Origin of the sequence: Thalassospira australica, assembly GCF_044790785.1 — a bacterium.
In the GTDB taxonomy this organism is placed as follows: Bacteria; Pseudomonadota; Alphaproteobacteria; order Rhodospirillales; family Thalassospiraceae; genus Thalassospira; species Thalassospira australica_A.
In genome coordinates, this window is the sequence record NZ_CP085258.1 from 3,731,561 (window position 1) to 3,752,907 (window position 21,347).

17 protein-coding genes and 1 tRNA gene are annotated in these 21,347 nt (G+C 57.2%); 11 read left to right on the forward strand and 7 right to left on the reverse strand.

Going from position 1 to position 21,347, the window contains the following annotated elements; translation table 11 throughout:
- Positions 1-18 precede the first annotated feature (18 nt).
- Positions 19-789 (forward strand): tetratricopeptide repeat protein, encoded by a 771-nt coding sequence (locus tag LG297_RS17495; protein ID WP_404422522.1) that lies wholly within the window; start codon positions 19-21, stop codon positions 787-789.
- Between the two features lie 8 nt (positions 790-797).
- On the opposite strand, the gene LG297_RS17500 is transcribed toward LG297_RS17495, so the two are convergent.
- From LG297_RS17500 to LG297_RS17510, 3 genes are all read right to left on the reverse strand, one after another.
- Entirely contained in the window at positions 798-1,070 is a 273-nt protein-coding gene (locus LG297_RS17500) for a hypothetical protein (RefSeq protein ID WP_404422524.1), read from the reverse strand.
- A gap of 9 nt (positions 1,071-1,079) precedes the next feature.
- Positions 1,080-2,933 (reverse strand): transglycosylase SLT domain-containing protein, encoded by a 1,854-nt coding sequence (locus LG297_RS17505; protein WP_404422526.1) that lies wholly within the window; start codon positions 2,931-2,933, stop codon positions 1,080-1,082.
- Between the two features lie 227 nt (positions 2,934-3,160).
- On the reverse strand, positions 3,161-4,051 hold the full coding sequence (locus LG297_RS17510) for a uracil-DNA glycosylase family protein (RefSeq protein ID WP_404422528.1): 891 nt from the start codon (positions 4,049-4,051) through the stop codon (positions 3,161-3,163).
- Between the two features lie 245 nt (positions 4,052-4,296).
- Between LG297_RS17510 and LG297_RS17515 the strand changes: the two genes are divergently transcribed.
- Complete coding sequence (locus LG297_RS17515) at positions 4,297-5,934, forward strand: electron transfer flavoprotein-ubiquinone oxidoreductase (RefSeq protein ID WP_404422530.1); 1,638 nt, start codon at positions 4,297-4,299, stop codon at positions 5,932-5,934.
- A gap of 64 nt (positions 5,935-5,998) precedes the next feature.
- Here LG297_RS17515 and LG297_RS17520 read toward each other — a convergent pair whose 3' ends face one another.
- Both LG297_RS17520 and LG297_RS17525 read right to left on the reverse strand, forming a co-directional pair.
- Positions 5,999-7,528, reverse strand: a complete 1,530-nt coding sequence (locus LG297_RS17520) for an aldehyde dehydrogenase family protein (RefSeq protein WP_404422532.1) — start codon at positions 7,526-7,528, stop codon at positions 5,999-6,001.
- A complete protein-coding gene (locus LG297_RS17525; protein WP_404426964.1) occupies positions 7,525-8,451 on the reverse strand; it encodes an NAD(P)-dependent oxidoreductase in 927 nt (308 codons plus the stop codon). The genes LG297_RS17520 and LG297_RS17525 overlap by 4 nt, the downstream gene beginning before the upstream one ends.
- A 219-nt stretch (positions 8,452-8,670) precedes the next feature.
- Here LG297_RS17525 and LG297_RS17530 point away from each other — a divergent pair, with 219 nt between their 5' ends.
- From LG297_RS17530 to LG297_RS17570, 9 genes are all read left to right on the forward strand, one after another.
- Positions 8,671-9,600, forward strand: a complete 930-nt coding sequence (locus LG297_RS17530; protein ID WP_209221819.1) for a LysR family transcriptional regulator — start codon at positions 8,671-8,673, stop codon at positions 9,598-9,600.
- A gap of 220 nt (positions 9,601-9,820) precedes the next feature.
- Positions 9,821-10,651 (forward strand): DUF3100 domain-containing protein, encoded by an 831-nt coding sequence (locus tag LG297_RS17535; protein ID WP_404422534.1) that lies wholly within the window; start codon positions 9,821-9,823, stop codon positions 10,649-10,651.
- Between the two features lie 2 nt (positions 10,652-10,653).
- Entirely contained in the window at positions 10,654-11,142 is a 489-nt protein-coding gene (locus LG297_RS17540) for a hypothetical protein (protein WP_404422536.1), read from the forward strand.
- 103 nt (positions 11,143-11,245) lie between these two features.
- Complete coding sequence (locus LG297_RS17545; RefSeq protein ID WP_404422538.1) at positions 11,246-12,430, forward strand: M20 aminoacylase family protein; 1,185 nt, start codon at positions 11,246-11,248, stop codon at positions 12,428-12,430.
- A gap of 89 nt (positions 12,431-12,519) precedes the next feature.
- Positions 12,520-13,143: a DJ-1/PfpI family protein gene (locus LG297_RS17550; protein ID WP_404422540.1), complete on the forward strand. Its 624-nt coding sequence runs from the start codon at positions 12,520-12,522 to the stop codon at positions 13,141-13,143.
- A gap of 245 nt (positions 13,144-13,388) precedes the next feature.
- A complete protein-coding gene (locus tag LG297_RS17555) occupies positions 13,389-15,104 on the forward strand; it encodes a tetratricopeptide repeat protein (protein WP_404422542.1) in 1,716 nt (571 codons plus the stop codon).
- Between the two features lie 28 nt (positions 15,105-15,132).
- Positions 15,133-16,059, forward strand: a complete 927-nt coding sequence (locus LG297_RS17560; protein WP_404422544.1) for a 4-(cytidine 5'-diphospho)-2-C-methyl-D-erythritol kinase — start codon at positions 15,133-15,135, stop codon at positions 16,057-16,059.
- A 78-nt stretch (positions 16,060-16,137) separates the two neighbouring features.
- A tRNA-Gln gene (locus LG297_RS17565) sits at positions 16,138-16,212 on the forward strand.
- A 227-nt stretch (positions 16,213-16,439) separates the two neighbouring features.
- Positions 16,440-19,661 (forward strand): hypothetical protein, encoded by a 3,222-nt coding sequence (locus LG297_RS17570; protein ID WP_404422546.1) that lies wholly within the window; start codon positions 16,440-16,442, stop codon positions 19,659-19,661.
- 19 nt (positions 19,662-19,680) lie between these two features.
- Here the strand turns inward: LG297_RS17570 and LG297_RS17575 are convergent, their stop codons facing one another.
- Positions 19,681-20,400, reverse strand: coding sequence for a copper homeostasis protein CutC (locus LG297_RS17575; protein WP_404422548.1), 720 nt, complete (start codon positions 20,398-20,400; stop codon positions 19,681-19,683).
- Positions 20,397-21,317 (reverse strand): ROK family protein, encoded by a 921-nt coding sequence (locus LG297_RS17580; protein WP_404422550.1) that lies wholly within the window; start codon positions 21,315-21,317, stop codon positions 20,397-20,399. The genes LG297_RS17575 and LG297_RS17580 overlap by 4 nt, the downstream gene beginning before the upstream one ends.
- Positions 21,318-21,347 lie beyond the last annotated feature (30 nt).

The following is a 21,347-nucleotide window of genomic DNA, read 5'->3' on the forward strand; positions in this document are numbered from 1 at the left end:
CACCCCGCGAGGTTTTCTGTGATCTGGCTTGGCCTTGTCATACTTGCCGCGTTCGGCGGGCTTGCGATTTATGCCAGCCTGCCACGCCAGCGTGACAATTCCGACAGTTCGGATCGCATGGGCGGCCCGGATCGCAACCGCCTGTTGGGTCCGGCCGCACGGATCGGTTTTTCCACCCTGCCCGTCATCGCCGCTGCGGTTTTGTATGCCGCAATCGGCATGCCGGAAATTCCATCGCGCCCTTATGCCGAACGCGCAGGCGAACGCAATCTTGCCGCGGCGGCTGCGGCGGCGGCAACCGACGTGACCGATCCCGATTTCCAGACCGATCAGCAAATCCGTCGCCTGCTCAGTCAGATTGTTCTGTCGCTCGAAGCCAATCCGCGCAACTTGCAGGGCTGGATCGTTCTGGCGCGCGGATCGTTGCGTCTGGGCGATGTTGAACGGGCGGTTGCAGCCTTTGCCCGCGCCTATTCCCTCTCAGGGCACAACCCGTTTCTGGCAATCGAATATGCCGACACCCGCATCACCGCCCAGCAAGGCCAGATTGACAAGGTTTCACGCGATCTGATCCTGCATGCGCTTGGCCAGATGCCAAACCATCAGCTCAGCCGGTATTATTATGGCATGATGCTAAAACAGCAGGAAAAGTATCAGCAGGCCCTGAACGTCTTTACCGATCTGTATCGCGACATTCCAAAGGACGACCCGCTCAGTGGTGCCGCCGAGGCGGAAATCCAGTTGCTGAACGCAGAAATCGCCGACGCGACAGAGGCAGAGCCGAACTGATCCCGTCATCAGGTGCCGATCAGATACAGCACCCCCAGCAATACCGCGACAATCAGGATCAAAGTCCCGCCAACCACAGCAAATCGCACCACGGGATGAAGCTTGGATAATTCCGCAGTTTCATTCGTGTCGGAATTGATCCCGTCTTGTGCATGGCTTTTGTGAAACCGGCGAAGTGCCTCATCACCGCTCATCGGTGGCATTTGGACCCTGTCGAGCACAGTCCCCCGATCCTTATGACCGCCGGGCTTTTCGCCGTTGCGATTATTGTTTGCGGTCATCAATCCAGGTCATCGTTCGGCGGTCAGGCCGTCATCACCAGCACCAAGGTCCTGTGACTGGTAAACCGGCCATTGCCCGGCGGCAAGACGATCAAGCGACGGGCTTTGCTGCCCCAGGCGCGAACGGTACATCCAAAGGTTCGCCATCACACGCTCGATAAACAGGCGCGTTTCACGTGACGGAATGCTTTCGATGAAATAAAGCGGGTCTTCGTTGTCTTTCAGCGCCTTCTGCCAGCGCCCCAGATTGCCGATCCCGCCATTATAGGCTGCCATCAATTGCAGGAAGCCGTTATCGACCCCGTCCTGCCCCAGCAGATGGTCGACATATTTCTGACCCAGCGACAGGTTGATTTCCGGCTCATACAGTTCCGCACGCTTTTCACCGCGATAACGGGTATTGCCGATATAGCTTGCCGTTGCTGGCATCAACTGCATCAAACCACGTGCCCCGGCGTGGCTCCGCGCCTCGGCATTAAAACCGGATTCCTGACGCATCAGCGCATAGATCAGCGCCCGGTCAACTTCATAACCGCCTTCCGGTGCCCACGGGGGAACCGGATAAAGCGCATTGACGATCACCTCGCCGGTCCTTTGTGCGATATAGCCACCAAGCCGCATGGTCAGCGACGCAAAATTGGCATTGTCGGCAAGCGCAAGCACCGCACGGCGCAGCTTGTCATCGTCACTTGCCGCGGCCTTGCGCAATTCGCGTTCCGCCTCGTCGCGCTGATTGGTCTGGATCAGGGCAAGGGCGCGGCGGCCATGCGGATCAAGCTTCAGCTTGTTGGCGCGATTTTCATCCAGCGCCAGACTATCCCAGTCAAACACGTCATCCCGGCCAAGCGACCGCAGTGCCAGAAGCCCGTAAAACGACCGCGGATATTCCGCCGCCATCTGCAACATCTTGTCGGCTTCAACAAAACGCCCCGCCGCCAGATCGATACGCCCAGCCCAGAACGCCCCGGCCGACCGGGTCCAGCTTGACGCATAATCGTTTTTGGTCAGGGCAACGAAATGATCGTGCGCCTGATCCATCTTGCCCAGACGCCACGCCGTCAGGCCCGCCGTCCAATGCGCCTGCGGCAGGTATTTGCCCGACCGTTTTGCGGCCTCCGCGGCATGGCGCAATGCCAGATCCGGCTTGCCGAAATAATAATATCCCGATGCAATCGACGTCCGCGCTTCGTCCTGCTCATAGGCATCAAACAAACGCTTGGTTTCCGGTGCCTCAAGAACCTCAAGCGCGCCGGTGGGCCAACCGCCGCCAATCCGCTGGCGAATGCGGCTTTTCAGAACCGAAACGCGCGAACGCTGTGCCGATGAAAGGCTTTTGGTCGATTTGTGATAATAGGGACGGATATCTTCGTAATCATATCCGGCCCCATTGACATAACCGCCAACCGGCTTTTTCGGATAAGTGGCACTGCCCCGGCGCTGCAACGACAGTTTGTAGATGCGCGGGGCCTGCGGATGATCGGCATAAAGTGCGAGCCAGTCTTTCAGTTCCTGATAGCGGGAACGATATGCCGTCGGATGCAGATAACGTTGCGCCAGAACATGGCCCATCAGCAAATCATCGGACAGACGTGAAATCAGGTTGTCCGCATCTTTCCAGCGGCCCTGTTCCTGCACGGCAAAAATCTGTTCGTAAAGTTCCGCATCACGCTTGGACAGGACAAGGGGAACCGATACCGAAACATCATCATTGGTCGCAGGCGCACTTAATGCCGCCTGTTCCTTGGTCGCCTGGGCGTGCGTTACCGGCACTGCCAGCGCGATGGCACCAAGGGCCGTGATGAAAACGGTGCGCCGAAATGCCAATACGGCACGCGGCAGGCCTGTTCTTATTGCTTCGATCAAAACCAGTCTTTCCCCTGCGAGACTCCGGCAAAGCCGTGTTTGTATCCCGAAGCAGTTTCTCGTCGCAACCTGTAGAGTGCGGTGTCCCCCCGCTTGAAGCCGCCATATATACCAGCAAAAGCCTGTCTCGCGAAATGATTTCTCCGAAATCAACCACTTGGCGGGGATGTTCGCACATTGCCTGCCCCCTGCATATCGGCCATGCATCGAGCATTTCGTAAGGTTATTTACGACAATTTCTGTGCCACGGCGCGTAAATCACGCCACGCCAGCCGCTTCTGTTCGGGGGTGCGCAGCAAATAGGCCGGGTGGAACATCGCGGTGATATCGGTCATTGCCGCCGCACCAAGCGGCATTTCCTTCCACGTGCCGCGCAACCGGGTGATGCCGCGATCTTCTTCCATCAACGTCTTGGCCGCACTGCCGCCAAGGCAGACAACAACCTTTGGCCCGATCAGTTCAAGATGACGGCGGACAAACGGTTCGCACACCGCGATTTCAGCCGTGGTCGGCTGACGGTTTCCCGGCGGACGCCACGGCAGGATATTGGTGATATAGACTTCCTCGCGCGCAAAACCTATGGATCGCAACATCGCATCCAGCAACTTGCCGCTCGGCCCGACAAAGGGCTCGCCCTGCCGATCCTCTTCGGCACCCGGTGCCTCGCCGACCAGCACCAAACGTGCCTCGGGGTTGCCCACGCCAAAGACGGTATTGCTGGCCGACTTTTTAAGCGCGCAGCCCTCGAACTTTTCGACCGCTTCCCTGAGTTCGACCAATGTCGTTGCCCCTGCGGCAAGATCGCGGGCGGACTGACGGGCTTCATGGGGGGTATCGGATAACAGGAAACCACCGCCCGGCTGAACCGGTGGCGGGGGTGTCTTGGCCACAGTCCCGCCGCTTGGTCGCGCTGGCATCGCCGGGCGGGCGCCCCCGCCATTGGGGGGCAATGAAGCACGCCCCGATTGACCGGCCTGTCGGCTCAGGCTTTCGGATGCCTTGAAACGGTCCAGCGGCTCGTCGGCGATTGCCTCGTCCGCGCCCATTTCAAACTGCCAGATCAATGCCTGCAGCGGGTCCAGGTTATTTACATCAAAATCTGTAATTGGTTTGCTCATCTACACAGGAACGGTGTATGTTGCGGCGCATTCTTTGGAATGGCGCATGGATTTCAATCGACTTTAACGATTTTGGATCACTTGCACCATATACAAACGTGACTCAAATCGGTACACCTATACCGATTAAACAATGAATGTGAGAAATCAGGGCTTGGGCGAGACTCTGATCGGTGAATACCGGCTTGTGACCCATACGGACGAAAACAGTCCGAAATGGTCGGCAGCCAAAGGAGAGAGGCCATATGGAACGCGAATCCATGGAATTTGACGTGGTTGTCGTCGGTGCCGGTGTATCCGGTCTGTCGGCCGCCATTCGCCTGATGCAACTCGCCCAGGAACATGAAAAAGAAATCACCGTCTGCGTGGTGGAAAAAGGTTCCGAGGTCGGCGCGCATACGCTTTCGGGTGCGGTGATGGAACCGCGTTCGATGAACGAACTTTTCCCCGACTGGAAAGAACGCGGCGCACCGCTGAATGTCCCGGCTGGCAAGGATGAATTTCTGATGCTCAGCGAAACCGGGGCCCAAAAGCTCCCCACCCCGCCGCAGATGCACAACAAGGGCAACTATATCGTAAGCCTCGGCAATGTCTGCCGCTGGCTGGGCGAACAGGCCGAAGCCATGGGGATCGAAGTTTATCCTGGCTTTGCTGCCGCCGAAGTCCTGTTTAACGAAGATGGCTCCGTCAAGGGGATCGCCACCGGCGACATGGGCATCACCCGTGAAGGCGAACAGGGTCCGAACTATGAACCGGGCATGGAACTGCACGCCAAATACACCTTCTTTGCCGAAGGCTGCCGCGGATCGCTGTCCGAACAGCTGATCAAGAAATTCGACCTTCGCAAAAATTCCGATCCGCAAACTTACGGCATCGGGATCAAGGAACTCTGGGAAGTGGATCCCGAAGTCCATGCCGAAGGCACGATCCAGCACACGATCGGCTGGCCGCTTGATAAAAACACCTATGGCGGGTCGTTCCTGTATCACCTTGATAACAATCAGGTGGTGGTCGGCTTCGTGATCGGGCTTGATTACGAAAACCCGCATCTCAGCCCGTTTGACGAATTCCAGCGCTTTAAAACCCATCCGAAGGTCCGCAAGATTTTCGAAAAGGGTCGTCGCATTTCCTATGGCGCACGCGCGCTGAACGAAGGCGGTTTTCAATCGATCCCCGATCTGGTCTTCCCCGGTGGGTGCCTGATCGGTTGTTCGGCTGGCTTCATGAATGTCCCGAAAATCAAGGGATCGCACACCGCAATGAAAACCGGCATGCTCGCTGCCGAGGCCGCGTTTGAAGCCCTGACTGCCGAAACACCGCCCGCCTCGATGGAAAGCTATCCGGAAAAGCTGAAAAACAGCTGGGTCTATCCCGAACTGCACAAGGTCCGCAACATCCGGCCAAGCTTCGCCAAATGGGGCTTCTGGGGCGGCATGGCCTATAGTGCGGTTGATACCTACCTGTTCGGGGGCAAGGCGCCGTGGACCTTCAAAAACCACGCCGACCATTCCTGCCTGAAACCGGCGGCCGACATGCCGAAAATCGACTATCCGAAACCGGATGGCAAAATCAGCTTCGACAAACTCTCGTCGGTGTTCCTGTCAAACACCAACCACGAAGAAGACCAGCCGATCCACCTGACGCTCAAAAATGCCAGCGTCCCGGTGGACGTCAACCTTGCGGTTTATGACGGACCCGAAGCCCGCTTCTGCCCCGCAGGCGTCTATGAATTTGTCGAGGACGAGGATAAAGGCGGCAAACGTCTGCAAATCAACGCGCAGAACTGCGTGCATTGCAAAACGTGCGACATCAAGGACCCGACCCAGAACATCGTCTGGGTGGTGCCGCAGGGCGGCGGCGGTCCCAACTATCCCAATATGTAATGCTTAAAAAAGGGCCGCATGATGCGGCCCTTTTTCTTGGTCTTTATGGTTGCCGCAATTCGGCTTATTCCGGTGCATAGCCAAATGCAGCCGGTGGATTGGCCGCCGTTTCGGTCCAGACACTTTTGGGCTGCATATATTCCATCAACCCTTCCTTGCCGCTCGACCTTCCATAACCACTGGCGCCAAACCCGCCAAACGGCGACATGACATTGATCGTCTTGTAACTGTTGATCCAGAACGTCCCGGCACGCACATTCGCCGCCACCCGGTGCGCCCGATCCACCGATTGCGTCCACACCGCCCCGGCCAGACCGAATTTGCTGTCATTGGCAATCGCAACCGCCTCTGCCTCATCATCAAACGGAATGACGGACACAACCGGGCCAAAGATTTCCTCACGCGCAATTGCCATGTCATTGCGCACATTGCCCAACACCGTCGGACGCAGGAAATAACCTTCCTCACACCCTTCCGGGCGAACGCCGCCTGCCAGCAGTTCCGCGCCTTCTTTCTGGCCTGCTGCCACCAACCGGCGCACGGTCTGATATTGCGCGTCATTGTTGATCGGGCCGATCTGGGTTGCGCTATCCATCGGATCACCGACCGGAATGCGATTGGCCCCATCGACCAGCATATCAAGGAACCGGTCAACCACATTTCGCTGCACCAGAAGACGCGATCCCGCCACACAGCTTTGCCCCGCCCCGCTAAAGATCGCAGCCTGCGCGCCCAAGACCGCCCGTTTAAGGTCGGCATCGCCAAACACGATATTGGCCGATTTCCCGCCAAGCTCCAGCACGCAGGGCACGATATTCTGTGCGGCTTGGGCCGCAATGATCGCGCCAGTGCGCGGCGATCCGACAAACACAACCTTGCGCGTCACGTCATGGGTGGTCGCCGCCACCCCGGTCGTGGTGCCAAGCCCGGTCAGGACCGTAATCACCCCGTCGGGCAATCCGGCCTTTTTGGACAGAACCCCAAGTGCCAGCGAGGTCAAAGGCGTCATTTCGGACGGCTTCAGAACCGCCGCATTGCCGGTGCAAAGGGCCGGGGCCAACTGCCATCCGGCGGTAAAGATCGGCGCGTTCCACGGCGTAATCTGTGTCACGACGCCATACGGTTCGGGACGGGTATAGTTCAGATGACTGGTCGGAACCGGAATGACATCGCCGTGCAGCTTGTCGGCCCAACCGGCGTAATATTCAAACATCTCCGCGACTTTAAGGACTTCAACCTTGGTATCGCGGATCGGCTTGCCTGCACCGACGGTTTCCAGCAACGCAAGCGCATCAAGGTGATCACGCACCTGCTGCCCAATCCGCCAAAGGATGCGGCCACGTTCAGCCGCCGTCATGCCCCACCAGACTTTCTGTCCGGCACTGGCCGCCTGCATCGCCGCATCAACAACCTCCGCCCCGGCATCCTTAAGCGTCAAAAACGCCTTGCCGGTTGCCGGATCAATCAGTTCGAACATATCGCCACGTCCGGGCATCATCGCCCCATTGACCCAGCTTCCGATCTCATCGCTGCCAAAAAACGGCGCCATGGCCTTGTGATAGTCACGCGCCATCATTTTGGAATCACTGCTCATGATTTGGCTCCTTTGTCGGCAGGATCACATTCGGTAATACGGTTGAAATCGGCGTCATCGGCAAGCACTTCGGCACTTGCCGCCCAAATCTGTCCGGCCAACCCTGAAACTGGCAGGGAAACGTCCTTTTCCCTGGCAAGCGCCATGGCAAGGCGCACATCCTTGCGCATCAGTCCCATGGTAAAACCGCTGTCAAAGGCCCCGTTCATCACCCATTTCGGATAATTGACCTCGCTGATCGCACTGCGGCCCGACCCGGCATTAAGGGCCGCAATCAGGTTTTCCGTCGTCACGCCTGCCGCATTGCCAAGACGCACCGCCTCGCTCATGGTCAGAAGGTGGCTTGCCACCAGCATGTTATTGACGATCTTGACCGCATGACCCGCACCCACCGGCCCGACATGGGTAATCTTGCCACCCAGCGAATTCAGGACCGGCATCGCGCGCGCCACATCGGCATCCCCGCCGCCGACCATCATGGTCAGATTGCCGCTATTGGCACCGGCCGGGCCGCCGCTGACCGGCGCATCAATCAGGATATGCCCCTGTGTCCACAGCACCGCGTCAAGCTCGCGGGTCACATCGGGTTCCGATGTCGTGGTGTCGATCACAAGCCTGGGGTCCATATCGCGCGCACCAAGGCCCTCATCACCGGTCAGAACCGTGCGCACATGGTTCGCCGTCGGCAGCGACAGGACAATCGTCTGGCACGCTTCAAACAGTTCGGGCAGGCGGGCAACGATGGTCGCCCCGGCGGCGGCAGCTTCGGCCTGACGTTCCGGCGAAAGGTCAAACCCGACCACCGAAAAGCCATCCCGCAACAGGGTACGGACCATGCCCAGCCCCATATTGCCAAGACCAACGACACCAATGGTGCCGGTTTCTGGATTACTCACGATAAATGCCTCTTTGCTTTCAGACAGCCAGGCTCAGCCGGTGAAGGCACGCGCCTTCCCGTCACGGCACCAATGCGGTCCGATGTGATTTTTTGATTTTGCCCCCCGACTTTCCGGTGGATATCGGGTGAACTCAAGATCAATTGCCGGAACATGTTGTTGCCGAAACAGCAACACATATGCTCTGATTACGTGATCAGCTTCACAAGCACCAAATATCCGCCACCCCAATCAGGCACCACCACCATGAAGATCGACGACAAGCCGCTGCGTTATTTCCTTGCCGTGTTCGAGGCCGGATCCATCCGGACCGCCGCCGAAAATCTGCGCATTGCCCCATCTGCCATCAGCCGCCAGATCGCATCCCTCGAAGCCCATCTTGAAACGCTTCTGATGGAACGCACCAAACGCGGCATCATCTTTACGGAATCGGGCCATATGGTTGCCGCCCATGCCCGACGACGCTTTGAAATGGACGAGGCCTTTTCGGTGGATCTGGCCGCTGCGCGCGGTGCCATTGCCGGAACGGTGCGCATCGCGACCGGCGAGGGCTTTGTGGTTGATCTGGTCAATCACGTTGTCCGCCCGCTTCGCGATGAATTCCCCGATATCCGCCTTGAAATCGATGTCGCGGGTACTGAAAAAATCACCCACGGCATCCTGCGTGATGATTACGATATGGGGCTTGTCTTCAACCCGCCGCGCAATCCCGATCTGGAATTGCTGGCCGAGGATCACGCACCGCTTTGCGCCCTTGTCCCGCCGGGATTTGATCTGGCAAAAAAGGAAACCTGCACACTTTCCGATACGCTGAATTACCCGGCGGCCTTGCTGAACCCGCATTTTGGCGTTGCCAAACTTCTGGCCAATGTCGATCACGGCAACCGGGTGGCGCGTGATGCGTTCCTGACTGCCGATTCGATCAATGTCGCCGTCCATTTCGTGCTGTCAGGCGGCGGCATCACCTTTCTTCCGGCCTTTGCCGTATCGCGACAATTACGCAGGGGCGAGGTTGTGGCTATCCCCCTGACCGACCATTTTCTGGCCCGCGTTCCATCGCATCTTCTGGTGCGCAAGGGACGGCCGAAAACCGCCGCCGTGCGGGCGGTTACCGGCATGATCCGCGACCGGATGGAGGCCTTCGGCTCCGCCTGGTATCCCGAAGAACACGCATAGCATCAAGGCACCTGTTGCCGTTCCGGCAACAGAAGCATCCCAAAATGGCACTTGCTCCACCCCGGTCGAGTTTTCATTGTCAGACAAAATCCCCGGCGCCAAAAATGGCAGAATTGTGAAATCTGCCAATGCCGGGATACCGCAGGGATGATGCAACAGTCTGGCCTTTTTGACCGTGGCCATGGTTGCGTCGAACACGCCACGTCAAGGAGATTGGGAAATGAACGCGCTTCGGGGACAATTGGAGCTTTGGCGGCTCCACCTCGCCGTTATCGTACTCGGCGCCATCGCCGAATTGATCGGCATTCAGAAAATTCCGTTGGGCATCGGTGCGATTCTGCTGCTGCCGCTGCTTTATGCCTTCGTCATGGCCGCATTGATGAACCCCAATGTCATGCCGAAATTCGCAAAGTTCATCCGCCAGAAGGAAGTCGCCGCCGCATCGCCGCTGATCGTGATTGCGATCATGCCGTTTATTGCGAAATTCGGCACCACCATCGGCCCGGCAATCGAAACCATTATCGCAGCCGGCCCGGCCCTTCTGTTGCAGGAACTGGGCAATCTCGGCACCATCGTTCTGGCCTTCCCGCTTGCGGTCTGGGGCCTGAAAATGGGCCGTGAGGCCATTGGCGCGACCTTCTCGATTGCGCGTGAACCCAACCTTGCGATCATCGCCGACCGCTATACCCTCAAAAGCCCCGAGGGCACGGGTGTGATGGGCGTTTACGTGATCGGCACCCTGTTTGGCACCTTCATCTTTGCCATTCTGGCATCGCTTTTCGCCAGTGCGGACATCTTTGATCCCCGCGCCCTTGCGATGGCATGTGGCATCGGCAGTGGTTCAATGATGGCGGCCTGCACCGGCGCGCTGACCGAAGTCATTCCGTCCATGAAGGATGAAATCCTCGCTCTTGCCGGGGCCAGCAACCTTCTGACCTATGCGACCGGGCTTTATGCCGGACTGTTCATCGCCCTTCCCATTGTTGAAAAACTCTATAACGCGACGGCTGGCAAAAACGATATCGCCACCGCAAACAAGAAGGAGGCCTGATCATGTCCGAGAACGCAATTGCAATGGAACGCACCCGTCCGAAAATTGATCTGACAGATCACGCCGTCACCCTTGTCATCGTCTGCCTTGTCGGGCTGGTGATGAATACGGTCGGTCCGGCCATCCCGCTTGCCGATGGCTTTGTCGGCATGGTGGTGATTTATCTGATCACCATGGTCGGCCTGCTTCTGACCCGCTTTGCACCGTTTTACCTGCCAAGTGTCGCGTGGATTTCACTGGTCGGTATTGTCGCAACCCTGCCCTGGACCCCGGGGTCGGAATGGATCGTCGCACAGGCGAAATCGGTTGATTTTCTGGCTCTGGCCACCCCGGCCCTTGCCTATGCCGGTTTTGCCATCGCCAAAAAGGAAATCGAGGTCGCCAAACATTCCGGCTGGAAACTGGCACTGGTTGCCTGCCTTGTCTTCCTTGGCACCTATGCCGGGTCGGTTCTGGTGGCCGAACTGATCCTGCGCCTGCAAGGTTCCTGATCACACACCATATAAACGGGGACGATTGCGTTCCCGTTTATCGCGGGACCCTCGATACCCACCAAACGATCCCGCCCTTCCCGATATGCAATAGAGTATGCAGATGACTGTCACCAAATCCTCCCTTCATCCTCGTGCCACCCAACTCGTTGATGAATTTACAGCCTGGCGACATCATCTGCATGCTCACCCCGAAACCGCGTTCGAGGAAAAGCTGACCAGCGCCTTTGTCGCGCAAAAGCTTCAATCCTTCGGGCTCGATGTCAAAACCGGCATCGCCAGAACCGGCGTTGTCGCAACGCTTCACGGCAAAAAGGGTTCAGGTAAACGCATCGGCCTTCGCGCCGACATGGATGCGCTTGATATCCACGAAACCACCAATCTGCCCTATGCCTCGAAACATCCGGGCAAAATGCATGCCTGCGGCCATGATGGTCATATGACCATGCTGCTCGGCGCGGCCAAAATCCTCGCCGAAAATCCCGATTTCACCGGCACGGTCGATTTCATTTTCCAGCCTGCCGAAGAAAACGAAGGCGGCGGGCGCGAAATGGTCGAAGAAGGCCTGTTTGACAGCCACCCCGCCGATGCGGTTTACGGCATGCATAACTGGCCCGGCCGCGATGTCGGCACGATGGCGATGAAGCCCGGCCCGATGATGGCAAGCTACGATATTTTTGAAATCGCCATTGACGGCCGCGGCTGCCATGCCGCCATGCCCCATCTGGGTCGCGATCCGATTACGGCTGCCGGTCAGGTGCTGCTTGCCCTGCAAACCATTACCGCCCGCAACGTCAATCCGCTGCAAAGTGCCGTGATCTCGCCCACCCAGATTTTCGGTGGCGACACATGGAACGTCATCCCCGATACCGCCACCATCCGCGGCACGGTGCGCACCTTTGCCCCCGACATTCAGGATCTGGTCGAAGAACGCCTTAAAACCGTGGCCGATGCCACCGCCAGGGCGTTTGATTGCACTGCACGTGTCATGTATCAGCGCCGTTACCCCGCCACCATCAACAGCGAAGCCGAAACCGCCATCGCCTTTGCCGCCGCATCGCGCGTCGTCGGGGCCGATCAGATCGACCAGAACCCGGAACCCTCCATGGCCAGCGAGGATTTCGCGTTCATGCTCAATGCCAGACCCGGAAGCTACGTCTGGCTTGGCAACGGCCCGACCGACGGCAACCGCCTTCTGCATAACGCCGCCTATGATTTCAATGACGATGCCATCCCGTACGGGGTGAGTTACTGGATATCACTGGTCGAGGAATGCCTATCAGCGTGATTTTCTGACCGGAATCTCGCATTTTCCTTGTCTAAGCCACAATCTGCGCGTTCAATGTCCGCCCTTTTTTGACTGGCGATGGATGTGTGATGGAAATCGCGATTGTAACGCTTGATGGTTTTAACGAGATCGACAGCTTTGTCGCCCTATCGATCCTGAACCGGGCCAGGGGCAATGGCCTTCGTGCCGTCATTACCGGGCCGGGCCAATCCGTGACCTCGATGAACGGGGTCGAAGTCAGGATACAGGAACCCTTGTCCTTCACTGCCACGGCCGATGTCGTCCTGTTTGGCAGTGGCATTCACACCCGCGATCATATCAACGATCCCGACCTGATGGCACAGATCCACCTTGATCCGTCGCGCCAGATGATCGGTGCGCAATGTTCGGGCGTGCTGTTCCTGCATAAACTGGGCCTGCTGCCCGCGACCATCACGACGGATACCAAAACCCGGTCCCTTCTGGCGCACACCGATACCGTGCCTGAAGACCGTCCGCTGGTCGCACAGGGCAATATCGTCACCAGTGGCGGCTGCCTGTCATCGCACTATCTGGCGGGATGGGTTCTGGCGCGCGCACTTGGCACCGACAGGGCAATGTCCATTCTGGAATATGTCGCCCCGGTCGGGCAAAAATCACATTTTGCCAAACAGGCACGTGACATCATCGTACCCCAGCTTGATGTCCCCGCCAAACGCCCGCTTTATTGTTAGGATCAGCACCCCGGTCCGGTTTGTCTTCACGACAACGTTTATGAACGCGACACAACCACCTGTGGGAAGTTGCCGTACAATCACGTATGCTGCGCCCGGTAGATACCAGAGTAGATATCAGGCCAAATGGCAAATGCTTTGCCTTATATTTGCCGACTGGTTAGGGTTAGCTCAACGAAAGTTAGTGGACCGCATTGAAGGCAAATAATGCGGCCGGTTGCGAATTGCAGACGCAGGACAAGTTTTTGAAACGCCAACTGTTACACATCATCCTTCCGATGACGGCCCTTGCCCTGTCCGCCTGTGGCACCATGTCGCAGCAGACGGAACGTGCCGCGTTTGAATATCCGCAAAGCGACAGCTTTGCAGGCAATTTCCTGGCCGGGAAGGCTGCGCAGATTGAAAACCGGCCCGATTATGCATCGCGCTATTTGTTGCGTGCCCATGAAATCGACCCGGGCAATGAAGACCTGCGTCGTCGGGCGTTTCTGGCCCTGATCGCCGAAGGCCGCATTGCCGATGCCGAACCGATTGCACGCCAGTTGGCAAAGGAAAATCCGCAGGACCTGTTTGCGGTGATGGCGATCATGGATGCCGAAATCCGCGATCAGGATTATCAGGGCGCACTTGATACCGTCTCGACCCTGCCAAAGCAGGGGATTACATCCCTGATCGTTCCGCTGGCAAAGGCATGGCTGTATACCGGGCTTGAACAGCCTCAAAATGCGATGACAGCGCTGAACGAATTGCAGTCCAGCGGCTCGCTCAACCCGCTTTCGGAATATCATCGCGGGCTGATACTCTCATATTTCAATAATCTGGATGCCGCCGAAGTCGCCCTTGCCAGTGCCTATGGCGACCCGGCCGATGCACCCTTGCGTGCCGCCGAGGCACTGGGTGCCGTTTACGAGCGCAAGGGACAAACCCAGAAAGCATCGCTTTTGTACGAAAGCTATATGGACCGTCATCCGCAGTCGCTGGCGATGCCCTATCAGCTTGATCGTCTGGCAAAGGGCGAACCGCCAAATACAACGGTATTGACCCCGGCGTCGGGCCTGGCAGAAGCCTATCTCGATATCGCAACCCTGCTTAGCCAGGAAAATGCGGTTGATCCGGCGTTACTGATGGCGCGCTATTCGCTGTCGCTGCGTCCGGGCGACGATATTACCCGGCTTCTGGTCGGCGAAATCATGGAAATCCAGAAACGCTTTGACGCGGCGATTACCGTTTATCAATCGATCCCGATCACATCGTCCCATAGCTGGAATGCCCGCCTGCGCGCGGCATCAAGCTATGAACAGGTCGGCGAAATCGATGCGGCCATCGACATTCTCCAAAAGATGATCAATGAACGCAGCGACCGCCCCGATGCCCTGATCCAGCTTGGCGATATCCTGCGCATCGATCAGGATTATACCGGCGCGGCCAATGCCTATAATCGTGCGATTGAACGTTTGGGCGGCACTGATGCTGTCGGCTGGCGCCTGCTTTATCGTCGCGGCATTGCCTATGAACGGGCCGGTGACTGGAACCGGGCCGAGGCAGATTTCCTCAAGGCGCTCGAACTTGAACCCGATCAGCCCTATGTCATGAATTACCTGGGTTATAGCTGGGTCGATATGGGCAAAAACTTCAACGAGGCCGAGGATATGCTCCGCCGTGCCGTCGAATTGCAACCCGAGGACGGCTATATCGTCGATAGTCTCGGCTGGGTCTATTACAAGCTGGGCCGTTATGACGATGCCGTCGAACAGCTTGAAAAGGCCGTCGAACTCAAACCCGATGATCCGACCATCAACGATCATCTGGGTGACGCCTACTGGCAGACCGGCCGCTTCCACGAGGCCCGCTTCCAGTGGCACCGCGCCCTTTCATTCAACCCGACCGACGAACTGCGTGCAGATGTTCAGGCCAAACTTGATGGCAAAACACCCTCTGTCGGCGACGTTGCCGCAAACTGATTGATCGGGGATAAAGGGCATCCGCATCATGTCTTCGATCCATACCGAACCGGCCCCGGCCAAGCTGAACCTGTTCCTGCATGTCACCGGCAAACGCGATGACGGCTATCACCTGCTTGATAGCCTCGTCTGCTTTGCCGATTGCGGCGATGTGATCACCGCATCCGCGCGTGATGATGCCGAACTGACCCTTTCGATCACCGGCCCGATGGCGGGTGACCTTGCCACCGGCAATATCGAAGACAACCTGATCCTGCGCGCCGCCCGCCTGCTTCGGGCGGAGGCAAATGTCACACAGGGCGCTGACCTCACCCTTGAAAAAAACCTGCCGGTCGCATCGGGCATCGGCGGCGGATCGGCGGATGCGGCGGCCGCCCTTCGGGTGCTCTGCCGGGTGTGGCAGCTTGATATCCCGACCACAGAACTTGAAAAACTCGCCCTTAAACTCGGGGCCGATGTGCCGGTGTGCCTGCATGGCAAGACCGTTTTGATGCAGGGGATCGGCGAAAAGCTGATTGATCTGCCGGAATTGCCCAAACTGTCACTGGTGCTGGTCAATCCGGGCAAGGCGGTTTCAACCCCTGAAATCTTTGCCGCGCGCGATGCCGGTTTCACCGATGAAAACCTGTGGGATCGCACGGCACGGTTTAACAGCGGGGCATCGCTTGCCGCCGCCCTTCAGGAATGCCGCAACGACCTCACCCTTCCGGCATCGGGCATCTTGCCCGAAATCTGTGACGTACTGAATGCGCTCGCCCGCGAAGACGGCTGTCTGCTGGCCCGCATGTCGGGCAGCGGGGCGACCTGCCTTGCGATTTACGACACCGAAAATCAGGCGGAACGTGCCGCAGACGCCATCGCCGAAAGCCAGCCCGACTGGTGGGTACAGGCCACCGGAATTCAAACCGCAGATGATCGCGCACGCGCCCAGATCGGCGCATCCTTCCCGGCATAAATCCCCGGCAAAAAAAGGTTCAAATAGAGGGTTGCACTCCGGCGCGGGGAACGCTATTTTCCGCGCCACACACGCTGATGGGGCGTGGCCAAGTGGTAAGGCATCGGTTTTTGGTATCGTGTACCGTAGGTTCGAATCCTACCGCCCCAGCCAAGACAAACCGCTTTGAGGTTTTCCTCAAAGCGGTTTTCTTTTATCCGTACCAAAGCGCCTGATAACGGCGATTTTACACCTCGCCATCTGCCAACGCGCCACCGCTTTCCAAGAACCTGACATGCCCCGAAAAATTACGACGCCCGACGTAATTGCCGTTTTTATCTGGCATCAACAACCCTGCATTGTATAGTCCTAATAAACCATCAGGAATATGAGGACCATCCGTGTCAGATACCCAGACAGAAAGCGCCACGGCAAATCAATCAGATGGCGCACCCAATGCCAACGATATCAAAGAAAAACTGGCAAAATCCGGTTTCCTGTCCGGTCTTCTGGCTGATGAACAAATAAAGAAAACCCTACTTGCCGAACTGCGCGATTTGGGCTTCAAGCCCCCGCTTCATCATCTTGCCTTTCGGCTGATCACTGCGACTGCTTCCAAGTCTGAATCCTTTATTGGCAAATCAATCGCCTCTCGCCTTGCGGCCTTCATTGACCGGCAACCAAAACTTGCAGGCTTGCTGCAACGCCTGATCAATATCCAGCATGACGAAAAAACCAAAGACGCCCTCAAAAACAGCGTTCTCACCGCCATTACTAAAGGTCGCCCAGTTGATATCTCTGATATCAATGTCGATCCGGCAACTTCGCTTGATACAATGCTGAAGCTATATAATGTCCAAGGATTGGACAAAATCCTGAAAGAGATGGACGAGCAGACGTACACTCTGGTCGAAACTTTCCGTCAGGATCTTGCCAGTGCTTTTCAGGATGCCTATTCACCCGTTCTTTCTTGGCCCAAGATGGCAAGAAACCCACAGAACCTTGGTGCGTTCGAACGTGTCAAATATACCTCTGGCCTTGATGAACTATATGGCCGTGAGAACGAAATCACACTTCTGCATCAATTCGTAGGCGATCTTTCCCTGTGCGGACCGATATTCAATTTCCGCTGGATGCTGCTTACGGGTGATGGTGGGACTGGCAAAACCCGACTGGCCTACGATTTTACCCGGAAGCACTTGGACCCCAATTTATGGAGTGCCGGCCGCCTCTCTATCAAAGACCTGCAAGGTTTTAGTGATCTCGCAAAGTGGAAACCCCAAAAACCGACATTTATTGTCATCGATTACGCTGCAAGCCTGCCCGAAGAAACAGGCACCTTTTTGCGCCGTTGCGCCGAAAATGCCGACGAATATGATTTTCCGGTCCGCATCCTATTACTCGAACGCAAAGCAGATCAGAACTGGCTGGATCGAATGCTTCCTAATGCCAGCGAAGAAACAATGATCTTGGATCATGTTTTCGGAGATCGCGAAGTAAAAGGATACCCCATCCCACCGGTAAGCGAAAACGCAATCATCAGCATGATGCGAGATCGCTTTATCAACGACGGAAAAACCCCGCCAGATAACGCCACCCTTTTATCTGTGGCTAAAAAGGTCGACACACGACCAAATGATTCCGGCCTTCCTCGCCCGCTGTTTGCCTTGGCTACCGCCGACGCTCTCATGGCCGAAACCAATAAGGATCCGAAATCACACAACAAACAGGTTGCTGTCCGCCTAACCCAAGAAGACGTCCTTGAAGGCATGCTCAAGCGTGAAGAACATATTTGGCGATCAGCAGCAAATAATGATAGCGGCGTATTGCGACGCTATAAACTTGCGTTGGCCCTTGCAACCCTTCAGCAAGGACTGGACTTTGAAGAGCTCGCTTCCAAAGAAGTTGATTACGGGACCACACTTGCACGATATCTTCCTGATCCCCCTCCCGATGAAAACGATGATCTTATCTTGGCATTGGGAGGCAGCGGAACAGTCCTGCCGCCGCTTGAACCAGATATCATGGGCGAATATTTTCTGGCCCAAACCCTACTGAAAGATATTCCGACACACCGCCATGCGTTCCTCAACGCAACCTTGGAAAAAGGTAAAGTCGGCTCCGTGATCACTCTTTTGCGAATGCAACAAGACTTCCCACAAAAAATCGCAGAAATTGATCTCCCGTCCGCCATGCAAATCTGCAACACCGAACAGGCTGCTTATACTTATTCATTTCTGGCGCCGAACTATACAACATACTATCTGAGATCAAATGCCATTCCCGCCGCAAACAACTTCTTAAATGGTGTCCAAGGCCTGACTAATAAATTCCCCGAAAGCAACCGTATAGCTTTGCAAGAAGCTATGGCTGTCTTCAACGTCACCACCGCCGCTCTTAAAAACGGCGATTGGGTCAAGGTTGACGACATGCTGACCCGACTGGATGCCCTTCGCACCCAATTCAACGATCATCCTGAAATTGCTTTGCAACAGGCAGAGGTCGCCGTCAATGTCATCAACGCCGCTGGAGAAAACGGCGACTGGGTCAGGGTTGACGACATGCTGGTCCGACTGGATGCCCTTCGCACGCAATTTAACGATCATCCTGAAATCGCTTTGCAGCAGGCAATGGCCGTCTTCAACGTCACTAGCGACGCTGCGGAAAAGGGCGATTGGGTCAGGGTTGACGACATGCTGGTCCGACTGGATGCCCTTCGCACCCAATTCAACGATCATCCTGAAATCGCTTTGCAGCAGGCAATGGCAGCCTTCAACGTCACTAGCGACGCTGCGGAAAAGGGCGACTGGGTCAGGGTTGACGACATGCTGGCCCGACTAAATATCCTCCGCCGCCAATTCAACGATCATCCTGAAATCGCTTTGCAACAGGCAAAGGCAGCCCTCAATGTCATTAACGCTGCTGGAAAAAAGGGCGAATGGGTCAGGGTTGAGGCCATGCTGGCGCGACTGGATGCCCTTCACAGCCAATTCAGCGATCATCCTGAAATCGCTTTGCAACAGGCAATGGCCGCCGTCAATGTCACCAACGATGCTGGAGAAAACGGCGACTGGGTCCGGGTTGACGACATGCTGGCCCGATTGGATGCCCTCCATAGCCAATTCAACGATCATCCTGAAATCGCTTTGCGTGAGGCAATGGCCGCCGTCAATGTCATTAACGCTGCTGGAAAAAAGGGTGACTGGGATCGGGTTGAGGCCATGCTGGCGCGACTGGATGCCCTTCGCAGCCAATTCAACGATCATCCTGAAATCGCTTTGCGTGAGGCAATGGCCGCCGTCAATGTCACCAACGATGCTGGAGAAAACGGCGACTGGGTCCGGGTTAACGACATGCTGGCGCGACTGGATGCCCTTCACAGCCAATTCAGCGACCATCCTGAAATCGCTTTGCATGAGGCAATGGCCGCCGTCAATGTCACTAGCGCTGCCGGAAAAAATAGCGACTGGGATCGCGTTGAAGCCATGCTGGAACGACTAAATACCTTAGCAGACAACTTTGGATCAGAACTCATTCTTTCCCAAACAGAAGATGGCAAAACCATCACCTTGGCAGATGCCATTTCTTATGCGACTGATATCCTTAGCGAAAAGCCCGAATAAAGCCGACGACACAAATCCATTACGGTGCAATAAACTCCGCCATCACCGCCTTAAGCGCCCTCACCACATCCCCATCGGTGGCAACCCGTCCAGCGGCGTAACCGCCCCCCGTCGGGTTGGCTTTCTTGCACGAGGCATGCAGTTCCACCGCACCGGTTTTGCGCAGCAATTTTGCCGCATTTTCCGGTGTAATGCCCGATCCGGGCAGGATCGTGATCCGCCCGTCTGCCTGTGTGATCAGGCGTGCAATCATGTCCGCCCCCTGTTCGGCGGTCGGCTGCTGGCCTGATGTCAGGATGCGGTCAAAGCCAAGATCGATGGCACCTTCAAGCGCGTCAAACGGATCGGGCACCGCGTCAAACACCCGATGCAATGTCGCCCCAAGCCCGCCCGCCACGGACAGAAGATCGGCCAGCATGTCGCGATCAAGCCGCCCGTCTTGCGTCGCCGCCCCAATCACGATCCCCTCTGCCCCGTGATCGCGGGCAAGGGCGATGTCGCGTTTCATCATCGCCATGTCAGCCGGGCCATAGATGAAATCACCCGGCCTTGGCCGGATCATCACCCGGCAGGGCACCGGGATATCGCGCAAATGGGCCATCGCCCCGGCACTGGGCGTCACTCCGCCAACCGCAAGGGCCGCACAATATTCAATCCGGTCCGCCCCGGCACGCGCGGCCACCATCGCATCGTCAAAACTTTCAACACAGATTTCCAGAAGCGGTGAACTTTCCGTCATACACCCGCCCCGTCATCCAGAAGATGCAGCATCGCCGCCCCGCGAAGCCCGCCATCGCGGCTATACTGGCCCGGCACCATCAAAGGCGCGTCATAGCGGCCCAGAACCCGTGCGCGCACCGCGTCATCGATCATCGCAATCAGGCGGCTTTCGGATGCCAGCCCACCGCCGACCGGCACGCAATCCGGGTCAAGCACATTGACCATCAATGCAAGCTCCCCCGCGATCAGATCGACAAAGATGTCAACCGCCCGGCCTGCCATCGCATCCCCGCCCTGCCAGCCATCGGTGATCTCGTAACTCGGGCGTTCCTGCCCGGCAATCTGCCCGTAAATCCGTTCAAGCCCGCGCGCCCCGCCCCAGGCATCAAGGCACCCCGTCCGGCCACAGCCGCACACCACCGGCGCAAGCCCATGACGGATCAGCGCACCCGAAACATCATTGCCATGCCCCCATTCGCCGCGTATGCCGCTGCGCCCGCCAATGAACTGCCCGTCCACCACAATGCCGCCGCCCACCCCGGTGCCAAGGATGATGGCAAAAACCGTTCTGGCCCCCTTGGCCGCCCCGGATCGTGCCTCGGCCAGCGCAAAGCAATCGGCATCATTGGCGACCCGCACCGGACGATTGAGGATTTTCGAAAGCTCCGGGCCAAACGGCCATCCCTTGATCGCCGGGATATTGGCCGAAATCACCGCCCCGGTCTGCGGGTCAAGCCCGCCGGCAAAGCTGATGCCGATATCGGCATCCTCGCCAAATTCGCGGTCGGCATCGCCGATCAAACCGGCAATCGCCGCGACAAAGGCATCACGATCCTGTACCGGTGTCGGCACCTTGATCTGGGACCGGATGTCACCCCCGCCGTCAAACGCTCCAAACTCGATTTTCGATCCGCCAATATCAAATGCGTACTGCATCGCGGCCTTCTGCAAGATTCGGGAAAATCC

What these genes read in the sequence shown, in the direction of transcription:
- LG297_RS17560 (WP_404422544.1), top strand. Translation starts at nt 15,133, where the DNA reads ATGTCTTCGATCCATACCGAACCGGCCCCGGCCAAGCTGAACCTGTTC.
- LG297_RS17515 (WP_404422530.1), top strand. Translation starts at nt 4,297, where the DNA reads ATGGAACGCGAATCCATGGAATTTGACGTGGTTGTCGTCGGTGCCGGT.
- LG297_RS17500 (WP_404422524.1), bottom strand. Translation starts at nt 1,070, where the DNA reads ATGACCGCAAACAATAATCGCAACGGCGAAAAGCCCGGCGGTCATAAG.
- LG297_RS17575 (WP_404422548.1), bottom strand. Translation starts at nt 20,400, where the DNA reads ATGACGGAAAGTTCACCGCTTCTGGAAATCTGTGTTGAAAGTTTTGAC.
- LG297_RS17510 (WP_404422528.1), bottom strand. Translation starts at nt 4,051, where the DNA reads ATGAGCAAACCAATTACAGATTTTGATGTAAATAACCTGGACCCGCTG.
- LG297_RS17535 (WP_404422534.1), top strand. Translation starts at nt 9,821, where the DNA reads ATGAACGCGCTTCGGGGACAATTGGAGCTTTGGCGGCTCCACCTCGCC.
- LG297_RS17530 (WP_209221819.1), top strand. Translation starts at nt 8,671, where the DNA reads ATGAAGATCGACGACAAGCCGCTGCGTTATTTCCTTGCCGTGTTCGAG.
- LG297_RS17520 (WP_404422532.1), bottom strand. Translation starts at nt 7,528, where the DNA reads ATGAGCAGTGATTCCAAAATGATGGCGCGTGACTATCACAAGGCCATG.
- LG297_RS17540 (WP_404422536.1), top strand. Translation starts at nt 10,654, where the DNA reads ATGTCCGAGAACGCAATTGCAATGGAACGCACCCGTCCGAAAATTGAT.
- LG297_RS17545 (WP_404422538.1), top strand. Translation starts at nt 11,246, where the DNA reads ATGACTGTCACCAAATCCTCCCTTCATCCTCGTGCCACCCAACTCGTT.
- LG297_RS17580 (WP_404422550.1), bottom strand. Translation starts at nt 21,317, where the DNA reads ATGCAGTACGCATTTGATATTGGCGGATCGAAAATCGAGTTTGGAGCG.
- LG297_RS17550 (WP_404422540.1), top strand. Translation starts at nt 12,520, where the DNA reads ATGGAAATCGCGATTGTAACGCTTGATGGTTTTAACGAGATCGACAGC.